The organism is Vibrio sp. RE86, assembly GCF_013114545.1.
Classification (GTDB): Bacteria; Pseudomonadota; Gammaproteobacteria; order Enterobacterales; family Vibrionaceae; genus Vibrio.
Genome location: NZ_VTXI01000001.1, coordinates 312,640 through 326,163 on the forward strand (window position 1 = coordinate 312,640; position 13,524 = coordinate 326,163).

General features: G+C 43.9%; 10 protein-coding genes and 1 riboswitch. Of the genes, 6 read left to right on the top strand and 4 right to left on the bottom strand.

The genetic code is table 11. The annotated features are described in order from the left end of the window. Nucleotides 1–42 precede the first annotated feature (42 nt). Nucleotides 43–2,538, top strand: a complete 2,496-nt coding sequence (locus F0231_RS01445; protein ID WP_171757933.1) for an EAL domain-containing protein — start codon at nt 43–45, stop codon at nt 2,536–2,538. A gap of 53 nt (nt 2,539–2,591) precedes the next feature. Here the strand turns inward: F0231_RS01445 and ribB are convergent, their stop codons facing one another. Both ribB and F0231_RS01455 read right to left on the bottom strand, forming a co-directional pair. Next, nucleotides 2,592–3,248 (bottom strand): 3,4-dihydroxy-2-butanone-4-phosphate synthase, encoded by a 657-nt coding sequence (gene ribB / locus F0231_RS01450; RefSeq protein ID WP_171757934.1) that lies wholly within the window; start codon nt 3,246–3,248, stop codon nt 2,592–2,594. A gap of 118 nt (nt 3,249–3,366) precedes the next feature. Beyond that, a riboswitch (FMN riboswitch) is annotated at nt 3,367–3,511 on the bottom strand. Between the two features lie 99 nt (nt 3,512–3,610). Beyond that, a complete protein-coding gene (locus F0231_RS01455; RefSeq protein WP_171757935.1) occupies nt 3,611–4,030 on the bottom strand; it encodes a tetratricopeptide repeat protein in 420 nt (139 codons plus the stop codon). A 163-nt stretch (nt 4,031–4,193) separates the two neighbouring features. Here F0231_RS01455 and F0231_RS01460 point away from each other — a divergent pair, with 163 nt between their 5' ends. From F0231_RS01460 to F0231_RS01475, 4 genes are all read left to right on the top strand, one after another. After that, on the top strand, nt 4,194–5,096 hold the full coding sequence (locus tag F0231_RS01460; RefSeq protein ID WP_171757936.1) for a helix-turn-helix transcriptional regulator: 903 nt from the start codon (nt 4,194–4,196) through the stop codon (nt 5,094–5,096). A 140-nt stretch (nt 5,097–5,236) separates the two neighbouring features. Then, the gene (locus tag F0231_RS01465; protein WP_171757937.1) at nt 5,237–6,202 is read left to right on the top strand and encodes an aldo/keto reductase; all 966 of its coding nucleotides are present in this window, start codon (nt 5,237–5,239) and stop codon (nt 6,200–6,202) included. A gap of 197 nt (nt 6,203–6,399) precedes the next feature. Further along, complete coding sequence (locus F0231_RS01470; protein ID WP_171757938.1) at nt 6,400–7,173, top strand: SDR family oxidoreductase; 774 nt, start codon at nt 6,400–6,402, stop codon at nt 7,171–7,173. 82 nt (nt 7,174–7,255) lie between these two features. Further along, a complete protein-coding gene (locus tag F0231_RS01475; RefSeq protein ID WP_253825693.1) occupies nt 7,256–8,209 on the top strand; it encodes an AraC family transcriptional regulator in 954 nt (317 codons plus the stop codon). Nucleotides 8,210–8,257: 48 nt separating this feature from the next. Here the strand turns inward: F0231_RS01475 and F0231_RS01480 are convergent, their stop codons facing one another. Beyond that, nucleotides 8,258–9,208 carry a 2OG-Fe(II) oxygenase gene (locus F0231_RS01480; RefSeq protein WP_171757940.1) on the bottom strand — a complete coding sequence of 317 codons (951 nt, stop codon included), beginning with the start codon at nt 9,206–9,208 and terminating at the stop codon, nt 8,258–8,260. 317 nt (nt 9,209–9,525) lie between these two features. Between F0231_RS01480 and F0231_RS01485 the strand changes: the two genes are divergently transcribed. Next, on the top strand, nt 9,526–11,547 hold the full coding sequence (locus tag F0231_RS01485; protein ID WP_367613452.1) for an EAL domain-containing protein: 2,022 nt from the start codon (nt 9,526–9,528) through the stop codon (nt 11,545–11,547). A gap of 32 nt (nt 11,548–11,579) precedes the next feature. Here the strand turns inward: F0231_RS01485 and F0231_RS01490 are convergent, their stop codons facing one another. Next, a complete protein-coding gene (locus F0231_RS01490) occupies nt 11,580–13,472 on the bottom strand; it encodes a tetratricopeptide repeat-containing diguanylate cyclase (RefSeq protein WP_171757942.1) in 1,893 nt (630 codons plus the stop codon). Nucleotides 13,473–13,524 lie beyond the last annotated feature (52 nt).

Below are 13,524 nucleotides of genomic sequence, written 5' to 3' on the forward strand. Positions count from 1 at the left end.
AGGTATACTTTTAGTCAGTGTTGGTATTGGTGAACCCTTACGATGAGAGTGATTAATGATCAAAAACTGGTCTTACTGATCAGGTTTGTTCCTTCCTTAATAGTGGCTGTTTTTGCCAGTTTAATTACCATCGCTGTGGTGAATGACAGTAAGAAGAAAGCGCAGCTAAATCGTGATGCTTTGCATAGTGATATGATGGAGCATCAGAAAGCGGTCATCTCAGATCAGGTGGAACTTGTTTATAAGCAGATCGACTTTCGTCAATCTCGAACCGTCAAAGAGCTTAAGAATCAAGCGAAATCCCGGGTGGTTGAAGCTCATCAAATTGCCACTAATATTTACAACAACAACCCAAACGCGTCTAAGTCAGAAGTCACCAAGATGATTGCTGACGCCCTCAAACCTATCCGCTTTTACAACCAGCGCGGCTACTTTTTCATTTTCCAAATGGATGGCATTAATGTCATGCATGCGTTGAATCCTCACCTAGAGGGAAACTCTGGATGGGAAAGTGTCGATATAAAAGGCAATTATATTCTAAGGAACCACATTAACCTGATACTAGAAAACGGTGGAGAAGCGTTTTATCGCTGGTGGTATCAAAAGCCGGGTTACCCAATTGATCAAGAGTTTGAAAAAATCGGGTTTGGCAAAACTTTTGAACCTTATGACTGGTTTATCGGCACTGGAGAATATGTGGCTGATGTGGAGAGCGATGTTAAACAGTCGCTTATTGATTGGGTGCTCGAGTATCAAAGCAATAAAGATGAGAAAGTCTTCATTATTGATGAGCAAGGTACGCTTCTTGTCCATGAAAACCCTAAGCTAGTAGGAATGAATATAGGTCAGCTTAGTACACGTCTAAAATCTCGAATCGACGACTTGCAGACATTAGGGGAGCAGGGCGAATACATCGACTTCACGCTCACCTTAGACAGTAATAAAGATAACATTGGGCCAGGGGTTGCCTTTATTCGCGATTTTACACCTTGGGGGTGGGCGATAGGATCGTCGTTTTCTCTGGATGAGATAAATACGTTTATCGCGGAACGACAAGAAGAGTTAGAACAGAGTAGCTTTGAACATTTAATGCGACTGATCATAATGGGCGTTACTTCCATCTTGATTATGGTTGCGGTCAGTTACCTTGCTAGCCAGTTAATTGTGAAACGCTTTGCTAAGTTCCAAAAGCGCATCAACGATGATTTTGGCCAGTTAGAGACCACGAAGAATCAGATGCAGTATATGGCACTTCATGATCCTTTAACTGGGCTTGCCAATCGAAGCGCACTGGTTGAATCTCTTGCCTCTAACATTACTCGTTCGAGCGCAGTAAATAAGCAATTGGCTGTGGTGTTCTTGGATCTTGATGACTTCAAAAAGGTCAATGATCTCTACGGTCACGCTGTCGGTGACAAATTGCTAGAGTGTTTGAGCCGTCAGTTTGAATCCGTGTTAGAGACGCATGATTCGGTTGCTCGATTTGGCGGAGACGAATTTATCTTTTGTATTCCTCTACTCAACAGTCAACAAGAAGCAGTGGCGAAAGTAGAGGTGATCAAAGGGGTCTTTTCACAACCATTTTTGATTGATGGCCGAATGTTAACGGTTGATTGTAGTATTGGCGTCAGCATGTATCCGAATGACAGCCAAGAGCCAGAAACACTCATCACTTGTGCTGATACCGTTCTTTACCGTTCTAAGCAGAATAACAAAGGCAGTGTGCTGTTTTTTGATGCGCAGATTAACGCAGAAATTCAAGATGAGTATCGAGTAGAGCAGCAGCTTAAGAGAGCGTTATGTAATAATGAGCTGAGTGTATTTTATCAACCACAGTTGTGCTCTCAAAGTGAAAAACTGGTTGGGGTAGAGGCGCTAATTCGTTGGACTAATCGCGAACTCGGCTTTATTGGGCCAGATGTGTTCATTCCTCTTGCTGAAGAAAATGGCATGATCACCAAAATCGGTGCGTTTATCTTTGAGCGCGCGTGTCGGGATATTCTCTCCCTATCACCAAACGGTCCCAATGCACTCCTGCTTTCAGTTAATGTGTCCCCGCGAGAGCTTCTTCTCGATGGTTTCTACCAGCAAGTTACCAAGTTGACCGAACAGATTGGGATTGATTCTAACCGTATTACTTTGGAGGTAACGGAAAGCCTGTTCATTCATGATATGAAGCGCGTTGTGCCCATTTTAGATCGCCTAAAAGCATACGGCTTTAGTATCTCTCTAGACGATTTTGGTACGGGCTATTCGTCGTTAAGTAATTTGAATCATCTGTCTATTGATGAACTGAAAGTGGATAAGAGCTTTGTTGCTAATATGGTTGAGAATGCGCAAAGTAATGCGTTAGTGAAAGCCATTTTGGCCATTAGTGAGACATATCAGATTCATGTTGTGGCGGAAGGGGTTGAAACTAAAGAACAACATTTGATGCTAAAGGCTTATGGTTGTCAGTGTCTTCAGGGCTACTATTTTGCTAAACCTATGCCCTTTAATCTGCTTCAAGATTGGGTAGAAGAAAAAGAGCGAGCTTGATCAATAAGCCAAGCCTTTATGCGAGAGCGAGTAAAGGCTTGGCGCTAATCTTACTAGGCGAGTTTCAAATCAAACTCTTGGCGATAAGCCACCATATCTTCAATGGTCAATACTGGCATATTGTGCAACTTACCAAATGCAACGATTTCAGGCGTCTTAGCCATGCTACCGTCTGGGTTGGTCACTTCACATAGAACTCCAGCAGGTTGTAGGCCCGCCATCTGCATTAAATCAATAGTGCCTTCAGTGTGGCCACGACGAGTCATTACCCCACCTTTGCGCGCTCGAAGTGGAAATACATGACCTGGGCGAGCAAGATCCGAGGCAACAGCTGTCGGGTTAGCGGCGGTTTTGATTGTGGTTACACGGTCTTGTGCCGATACACCAGTTGTTACGCCGACTTTCGCTTCAATCGAGACAGTAAAAGCGGTCTGATTCGCGCTGTTATTGTCTACTACCATTGGATTAAGCTCCAAGCGGTCGGCTTGCTCCTCTGGTAAGCATAAGCACACAATGCCGCTACATTCACGGATCATTAGCGCCATTTGTTCTGTCGTTAGAGACTCAACTGAGTAGATAATATCACCCTCGTTCTCACGATCTTCATCGTCAAGAAGCAGTACACCACGCCCCTCTTTTAGAGCTTGTAGTGCGTTCTCTACGCGAGTGATTGGTTCGCCGAATTCGGCAAGAAGAGATGACTGATTCATGGTTAACTCCTAAATATCACCAGAATCAGGGCATACATGAGCACTGGGAAAATCCCCAGCCAAAACGAAACGCACTACACTGCTCCTGACTTTGGTAAGCCAGGCTCGCTGTAGTGTTATTCATTCTCTCTCATCCGGACTATAACCGTCGGCTCTGGGTTTACACCAGATCTGCTGACCTCGACGAATCGAGCGCTCGCGGGCTCACCTTAACAAGAAGGAATACCGCCGGTGGGGAATTTCGCCCCGCCCTGAGAATAATTAAACGTTTGCTAAAATAGCGAGGGAATTGTATCGCTTTTCATTGGAAATTCAACAGACTTGGGCAGCAGATTTGGTGTTCAGTATCATCGAATGCCTATCTATTGACCTACCCATTTGATGGCTTCTTCATGTGCATTCTCTGCGGCGGCTAACATCCATTTCTGGGTCAATTGTTCTGCCTGAGGGTTGTCATATTCGTCCATGTAGAACAAAGCGAGCTCGTATTGGGCTTTCGGGTGATGATTTTCTGCGGCAAGGGTAAGCCAGTGGATGCTTTGGATGTGCGGCTGCTCTTGGATTAACTCTTCGTTGAGTAACAGTATTGCCAACTCATATTGCGCTTCGACATGTCCACTTGATGCCGCTTGTAAAAAGTATTCCTTTGCGTCTTGGTCTTTGAGGTAGTACTTGGCTTTTATCCCTTGTTGATACCAATCAATCCCCGTTGTTTCCGCAAAGACGGGGTTGGCGATGATAGAGGTGGCTGCAAGCGCTGCCAAAGTGAGCTTAGTGTTCATAGTCAATCCCAAAAGCGAATCACTGTTATGAGTGTAGAACAGCTTCTTACTCTCTAGGCTCAAGAACAGCTTAAAAATAGAGTCAATTTTCGAGCGGTTACTTTGCAGTTTCTAGCGAATTAACGTTAAATGTTGAGAAAGGATTTTTTGAAGTAGGTAGACAATGAAGTCCAACTTAATGTTTTATAGCCATGAGACCAATGCACTTTCTGACTGTGGTCAAGTGCTTAGTATTGAGTTCTCCAACCATGACTTGAACTGGCAAGGTGTCGTTCTAGAGAAAGGCCGCTCGCCACATTTCTATCCGAATAATGTTTATACCCCTTACTTCTATTTCGCGCTCGCATTGGATAAAGAGTTGAATTGGAACGTCGGCAGTGGCGACAGCTTAACCTCAATCAAAGCGGTGGAAGATGATATCTGGGTAAATCCGCCAAATACGCCATTTACTCATGATATTTCAGAGCCTTGTCATTTTGTTATTCTGGCCATTGAGGAAAAGGTTTTTCTGGACAGTTGCCCGTTGAACATCGAGAAAATGGATTTGCAGTTTCTAAATAACTACAACGTATCCGATCCAACGATAAAAGGGATTATGGATCTGTTTATTCTTGAAACTAAATCGAATGGACGTAACGGCGCATCCTATTTGCAAAGTCTATTGTCTCTTTTATCCAATCATTACATTCAAAATTACTCAAACTATCTCGATATCAAGAGCGAACAAGAGACAGGGTCTAAGTTCGACCACGGTCAGGTAGAAAAAATTGATCAGTATATTTTGGATAACATAAGCCGCCCAATTTCCGTCGATGACCTAGCTGACTTGCTCTTTTGCAGTAAATTCTACTTTTTACGTGAATTTAAGAAGCTCGTTGGGGTTACACCTTATCAATACCTAATGACGATGCGTTTAGAACAGGCCAAACTTAAGCTGAATACCAGCGATGCCAACATAGCGGATATTAGCCATCAGTCGGGTTTTAATGATCAATCTCACTTTACACGAGCGTTCAAAAAGCAATACGGAGTGACGCCGGGGCAGTGGATAAAACACCTAGCGTAGTCCCCGATGTCCGTTGGGCAATAATGTACTAATCATCAAGCAACAATGTTCAATCTCAATGTGATAGGCATTGCTATTCTTACTACCAAGTTATTCGAGCAGACCAACTGCAAAGAACCAGAATCCACGGGAGAAAGAACATGTCAAACGCAAACCTACACACAGTTAAACAGATTGGTTACGGTGCAATGGGCCTTGAAGGTTACTATGGCGAAAGTGATGATTCAGTCGCAGTAAACACCTTGGTTCACGCAATTGAGCAAGGGATGATGATTGATACTGCCGACGCCTATGGTGCTGGTCACAATGAAGATTTAATTAAACAAGCAGTCAAGCTAACCAATATTCAACCTTATATCGCAACCAAGTTCGGTATCGTATTTGAAGAAGAACAATCAGGCAGCCAACTGGATACAGGCTGGGGCTTTCCGTTAACGATTAACGGTACCAAAGAGTATGTTGCTCGTGCGATTGATAACAGTCTAGAGCGCCTAGGCGTGGAGCAAATCGACCTTCTTTATGCTCACTACCTTGATCCAAACGTACCATTGGAAGAGACAGTGCAAGCGATGGCAGACGCGGTCAAAGCGGGTAAGGTTAAGGCCATTGGTCTTTCAAACGTGACTGCAGAACAAGTGCTCCAAGCGAATGACATTCACCCAATTTCAGCGGTGCAGTATGAGTACTCGCTATTTCGTCGTGAGGCAGAACAAGACATTCTACCTGCTGTTAACAAAATCGGAGCAGCGCTTGTATGTTGGTCTCCACTTGGTGCGGGTTTTCTAACAGGACAAGTGAAAGAACTCGATGCGAACGATTTTCGCAATAACAACCCCAAAATGCAGGGTGACAATTTCACAAGTAACCTAGAACGTTTAGAAGAGATCAAAGCTATTGCGGCGGAATATGACATTACTCCTGCTCAACTTGCACTGGCATGGCTGGTGGCTCAAGGTGACAATATCATCCCTATCCCGGGTAGCCGAAAAACTTCACGTATTGATGAAAACCTAGCGGCACTGCAAGTCGAACTCAGTAAAGAAACCTTAGCTAAGCTAGACAAAATTGCGCCAATTGGTGCATTTAAAGGAGCCACTTTGGTGTAATTGCTCTCTACACAAATATTGGCAAATTGCTAAATTCAATAGCCTCGCTTTCTAGCGGGGCTATTTTGGTTTTAGATATGTGAAAATACGATTGGCACGATCGGATAATGAGATGTCACGATCTGATGCAGAGGAATGTGAGAGCTTGGCTAGTATGAACGTCATCAGCTAATAACATCACATCAAAAGGTAGCATTATGTCAAACACAGCACTTATCACAGGCGCATCGAATGGTATCGGTTTAGAACTTGCTAAGATCCACGCAGAGAAAGGTGGTGATCTTGTTATCGTTGCTCGTTCAAAAGGTAAGTTAGAGCAACTTAAAAAAGATCTTGAAGCGCAATACTCCGTTCGTGTCGATGTGATTTCATCTGACCTATCTCATCCAGAATCGGTTCAACAGATCTTTGCTCAAACCAATTCTATGGGTATTCAAGTGGATGTGTTGATCAACAATGCGGGTTTTGGTGGGCATGGAAAGTTCTTTGAGCGATCGTTAGAAGATGAACAAGCTATGATGCAAGTGAATATGGTGACGTTGACCAACCTGACGCATCTTTATCTGAAAGGGATGATTGAACGCAATTCAGGGAAAATTTTAAATGTCTCATCGACGGCATCATTTATGCCAGGCCCACTGCAAGCGGTCTACTATGCGACAAAAGCCTATGTGACCTCATTTACCCAGGCGATTGCAGATGAGGTAAAAGATCGCAATATCAGTGTAACGGCACTATGCCCAGGAACAGTAGATACTGGATTTGTTAAGGCGGGCAATTTAGAAGGGGTTGATGGATGGAAAAACGCGAAATCCGCTCGATCTGTTGCTGAATGGGGTTATGCGGGCATGGAGAAGGGGGAGCTAGTCACATTTAATGAAGCACCATTGAAGTTTTTGCTTAACTGGGTTATTCCTTTCTTACCCCGCAAAACGGTATTGAAACTGTCGCGTCAGTTCATGGAAAAATAGCACGTCGAATCGACCCATTTATAAGTGAAATAACGAGATGAAGAGAGCCAGCAAATTTACCATTCCACCGAATTGGAAAGTCATGTTCAATGATCTCGGTATCGAGATTCGGGATCTGCTTAGTTACGCTGGCCTCCCTACAGGGCTATTTGAACAGCAGAAAGTGCAGCTCACGACTCAACAGTATTTTCAAATGTGGCATGGTATCGAAGCATTGTCTGATCAAGATGAAATGCCTCTCAAGCTTGCTGAAATATTGAGTTTCGAATCTTGTGATGTGCCTATCTACGCCGCAATGTGCAGTCCAAACCTCAATGCCGCCTTCTTGCGATTGCAGGAATATAAACCGCTGATTGGTCCTATGTTGCTCGATATTGACCGCAGAGATAGCTACACAGAGCTGACGTTGGGTTGTTATGGCTACAGTGGCGAATTGCCCAAGACACTTAACTTAGTTGAAATGATTTTCTTTACTCAGTTAGCCCGAATGGCAACCAGACAGAGGATTGCTCCAAAGAGCATAGAACTGCCTGTTGTTCCAAATAACTTGGTTGCGTATGAAGCTTTCTTTGGGTGTGAGATCAAGCAAGGCGATGAAGCCAAAATAGTGTTTAAAGCTGAAGATGCGAATAAGCCATTTCTTACGGATAACTTTGCGATGTTAGCTCTGTTTGATAAAGAGCTTCAACGTAAGTTAGAGGCGGTGCAAGCGGAGGACTCCATCGTAGATAAGGTCACGACCTTGCTTATTGGCTCTTTGCCTCAAGGGGAAAGTAGCATTGAATATGTCGCGAAAGAGATGGCTATGAGTAAGCGCACTTTGCAACGGAAACTGTCCGCTGAAAAGCAGAGCTTCCAATCAGTACTGCAACGAGTCAGGGAAGAACTGGCATCGCATTACCTCAAACACACTGATCTGCCTGTACTAGAAGTTGCTTTTTTACTGGGCTTTCAGGAAGTTAACTCCTTCATTCGAGCTTATAGTACGTGGACAGGAGTAACCCCAACACAAGAGCGAGGGGCATTGAATCACTAATAAATTATCCCGCTTAAACCAATAAGCGGGATAGTTGTTTCGCTCTATTTAAAACGGAGCAAAGTTATCCGCTGGCGTCGTTGGAATCGTCCAACGTTTGCTTGCTTCTATCCCGTCAGCGTGTGCGTTTGGCATTGGGATAAAGCCCTGCTCTCCGTATAGCCACATCACAAAGTTCGTGCGTGTACCACTTGTAATAGGGTGCGCGGCATGAGGGACGCTTCCTCGGTGAATCATCGTGACACCTGGTTCAAACGTCAGCCGTGTGATGTTGCCTGTGTCTGGGTCAAGATAATCGAGTTCAGAACCAGTGAACGCTTCGCCGGGCATATTCAGGTTTACGTTCAACGTTACAGAAGATGCGTCGGTGTGCAGCCTTAGAGATGTATCCATTCCTGCTTGATACTGAATCGAAAAACCAAAAGTTTGCGTATCGTAGCCAATGATTTCAGGAAAAAGCATACGGGCAATAGGGCGCATGTATTTATCCAATAATTGGCGATAGAAAGCCTGAAAATCAGGCGCTGCTAAATATCCCTCCGAACGTTTATCCAACATTGCGCCATTTCTGTTTAGTACAATACCGTAGGGCGCTCGAGTTGGAATGTTGGAATCCGCAACTTGCTCTAGATAGTGGCGTAATTGGCTAAGACGCTCTGGGTCGAAAAGCTGAAACTTGAATACGCCAGGTGCGACTTCTTCAAGTAAGTTACTCACGGCTATCTCTTTGAAGGGGTCTTGCCAAGCTTGAGTTACTGCCTTACGCATCGCTGGGTCAAGCAGTGATTCATCAGGAACAAATACATCAGGGTTTAGTTGACCTTGTTTTAATGATGTTTCCCATTCAGCCCACGCTTCTTCAAGCAGTTCTTTGTGAGTATCCCAAAACTTTTGAACTTTGGGCGCTCGCACCAGTACCTCTTCGCGTGATGGGAGAGCTAAAGAGCGTGCTTGTTCTAAAAGGCTGATGCTTTGGTTGGTTTTGGCTGTATTTTCCATCTCACTCTCTCATTTTTTCGTTGTTGTCGTCTCGATGGAGTCACTATATTTGCTTTGCTTTCATTGAAAAATGGTGCTTTGGAAGAATTAGAATATACATTTTGTTGATAATTGAAGGCGTAGAAAGAAGTGCTCTAGTGGGTTGTTATTTACCGACAATAAATAAGCTCATTGTTATGGTGATAGTTGAATAAATAAATTAGCGAAATAATTGGCAATATACCATTCCGTATAGTAAGGTTTTTACCGGATATCAATGAATTCTCGGAAGAAACGCAGAAATGAAGCTACCTTGTTTCTTAATGATAAATAAGTGCTTGACCAAAAACCCCTACCTAACAGGGGTATGCAATGTCTTTGTTATGCTGCTGCCAGTCTCTTTGATCTCTGCATTCTGCATGTTAGGTTCCAATGCGGCCAATATGATGGGTAGAGAGATATTAGGTGAGCGCCTTATGGAGACAAGTTCATTAACTTGGCAGCTCTTCCCAATCTTGCTGATTGTTTACTACTCCCAATTTCTAGCGGCTATGCATAAGCTTGATAGGATTGCGGTAATTACCCCTTCAATGGTTATTTATTTCATCATCAGCTATCAGTGGGAATTACTTAAAGTAGGCACGGTCATTCCGACCAACTATCCGTTAGCGATTTTAGTGCCGATCGCGGTTGCACTGATATTATCGCGTACGAGAGCGACGAAAGTACTAACGACGACTGAGTTGCCTAATGTTGTTGAAAATTCGATCAATATGGTGGCCTCATTTTGTACGCTCGTCTTTACCTTTGCGGCATTCAGTTACTTTCTCAACCATGTGATATTCGATGGAATCGAATTGAGTGCCTACTTGCCAGAGTTAAACCCCAATTCTCTGTTTGATAGTTTGGTTTATGAAGTTGCACGTAACTTATTGTGGTCGATGGGGATTAATGGTCACATCATACTGGCCGCTTACAAAACGGATCTTTATCATTTTTCAATCGCTGCATCTGAAGCTTACAAAGCATATGGAACCCCTCTCCCTGTCTTAGTCAGCAACTTTTACGACATATATGCAGGGATTGGGGGCGCGGGAAATACGCTCTGTTTGGCTATTACTATGTTTCTATTTTCTGAAAAGGGAAGCTCATACAGAAAGCTTGCGTTAGCGGTATTGCCACTGAGTATCTTTAATATCAATGAGCCTATTATTTATGGCTTACCCATCATGTTTAACCCTGTTCTGATCATTCCTTTTTTACTTGTCCCTGCAATTTCTTTGGTGATTGCCTACTTTGCGACTTCTGTTGGTCTCGTTCCTCCTGTATCGGAAGTCATGAGTTGGATGATGCCGGTATTCTTTAGTGGTTACTTAGGCACAGAAGGCTCATGGGCAGCAGTTGTGTTGCAGTCGGTTCTTATTGTTGTTGGCGTTTCAATATACCTGCCATTTTTTAGGAAAATGGAGCAGATTACCCATAGTCATGGGCTGTTCGGTGCGACGTGTTCGGAAAATGTTTATGCGCGCCCGCAAATAGAGTTGGATACAAAGCCAATGGCCACCTATATCCCTCAGTTAAGTAGCAGCATTTCGGCTCAGAAAAAACTAAAAGCATTGCAGCGGGAAGGGGAATTCGTCCTCTTTTATCAGCCGCAGGTGAACTCGAAAACCCATGATATTGAAGGCGTCGAAGTGCTTATTCGACATCGTGGCCATGATGGAAAGATCACGCCACCCTATTTTCTAGACTATTTTGTGAGCTTAGGTCTGATGCGTGAACTTGACTTGTGGGTACTCAATAAAGGGTTGAAAGAAGTGGCACCTTTGGCCGAATGTGAGAATTTCAAAGTATCGATTAATATTTCACCCGATACGCTTTTGATCGACAGCTTTGTCAGTCAAGTATTGGCATTAATAGAGTCGAGTGCTCTTAATGTGTCTCAAGTTGAACTTGAGATTACAGAAGACGTGCTTGTTAAAGATGAGAAAGCGACACGAGAAGTTGTTGGTGAACTCCGACGTCATGGTGTTTCAATTGCCCTCGATGATTTTGGTGTGGGTTACTCATCACTTGGCTACCTGTCGAAATTTGAGTTCGATAAGGTCAAAATCGACCGTTCATTTGTGCTTAATCTGAAAAGTGAAAAAGGCCAAGAGATTTTTCGTTTAACCAGTCAGCTTGTTGGCCTTGGTAGCAATCAGATTGTAATCGAAGGGGTAGAAGAGCAGCGAGAATTAGACTTTATAACCGATCTCGATATCGACTTGGTACAAGGGTTCTATTTCTATCGACCAATGCCATTCGCTTCATTATTCGACCTATTTAAAACAGCGCCCCGCCAAGCTGAAGCTATTTAGAAATAGTGAGCGGGGTAACAACGAGAATAAGGTTAGCTCGCAATAAAGAACCCATTTCTCCCAGAGCGCTTCGCTCGATACAGCCCAGCATCTGCTTGATTGAATTGATGTTCCCAGCTGTTCATCAGGTCTGAAGCACTACATTGGATTGCCCCCACTGAAATCGTGACCTTAAACTCTTGATCGTTGAACTGCACCGTGTGAGCTTCGATGCTACTTCTTAGACGTTCAAGAGTATTGCTTGCATTGGAAAGGTGTTCATTCGGGATCAGTAACACAAACTCTTCACCACCCCAACGAACGAGCAAATCTTGAGATCTAAGATGACGCTGTAAGGTGTGCACTGTTTCAATTAAGACCTTATCGCCGACTTCATGCCCATGTAAGTCATTGAATGATTTGAAATGGTCTATATCGACAACCGCCAGTAAGTAGTTTGGGTGCTCCTTGACTCGTCTAGGATGTGCTAGCCAATTGTCTAGGTAGCGGCGGTTGAATGCCCCCGTTAACGTATCGGTTGTATTCTGGCTTTCAAGCTCTTGGTTGGTGCGGCGTAAACGCAAAATACCTCGTGTGACAAAGTAACCAACAACAGCAAGAAGAACGATAAATAAGATCTCTTTTGAACGTTGTTCTTTGATGGCGAGGGATTGCAGATCATTTTGTGCGGCAAGCAGTTCGACCTCGCGTTTGTATAGTTTTCTTTCGAGTGTACTTTTCTCGTTGACGATCTCTTCACTGATGGTTTGGCGGTAGAAGTTCTCTTTGAGTAGGGTTCGCTGTTTCATGTAGCTAAGGGCGAGTTGATAGTCTTGCTGCGCTTCATACGCTTCGATGAGCGTAGTTAACACGTCGAGCTCCCAACCTGTCTCTTTACTCTCAGAACGGGAGAGCGCGTTCAGTATCTTTTGGGCATAAACAATCGCTTTGCCATAATCTTCTTGGACTAAGTAAGCACTCGCTAGCCCTTCATAACAAATAGCGTGCAATAGACTCGACTTTGGCTCGTCTTGTAACTGATTGAGACACTTATTTGCCATGGCGAGTGCTTCAACGGGGCGGCCTACGGTGGAATAAAGTTGTGAGATGTTGGATAAGGTGGCGGTTTTGATTCGTGTTGAACCTGTTTTTTCCGCTTCCTCTAATGCTTGATACATATATTGCTTTGCTTGCGCATGATGATTGGTCGCGAAGCTAATCGCACTTGAGTTTGCGTATAAAATGGCTTCAAACAGGCTATTGTCGAAATGATTTGATTGGTAAAGTTTGATGGCCTTATCTACGTAGTCTTGGGCGCGTTGCCACTCTTCAGACTCCATATACACAGTACCGATGTTGTTGAGCGTCATTGTTGCCTGAAACTGGTCATCAATCTCAGTGACAATCTCAAATGCCGTTTTATAGTAGTTCAGGCTTGCTTTGAGGTCTGAACGTTGAATCGCGACATTACCCAACCAGCGGTAGGTACGGGCGAGTAAACGTTGGTAACCAATGCCACGAGCAAGAGGAATAACTTCATGCATCAGCAGTTCGCCTTCGAGTAACTGGTCATTATCGATGAGCTTAATGGCTTTCAACAGCTTTGCTTCCGCGACAATCCAATCAATATTATTGCTTTGGCCTAATTTGACCAGATCGGGTGGGTTGTCTATTTGGATGCCTTGATACTTTTGAAGGTTGAGTCGCCCGAAATAGTATAGTGCTAGAGCTTGAGCTGAATCAGAGTTACGTTCTTCAATCTGATCGATTTGGATGGTACCCGGCCTACAGAGCGATGCATAATAGAACTCGAGTAGGGCGCGATCGTCAACCTTGATTTGTGAATCTAAATAGTCGTTGTGCGTCCCTACGTCACATGCAGACAGCGCTTGTGGAGAGACACAAAGAATTAGGATTGGAATCAGACAAGCTATCAGTCGCTTCATTAAAATCGAACTACTCACTTACAGGATGACATAATCCTTTAGTTTATCATTT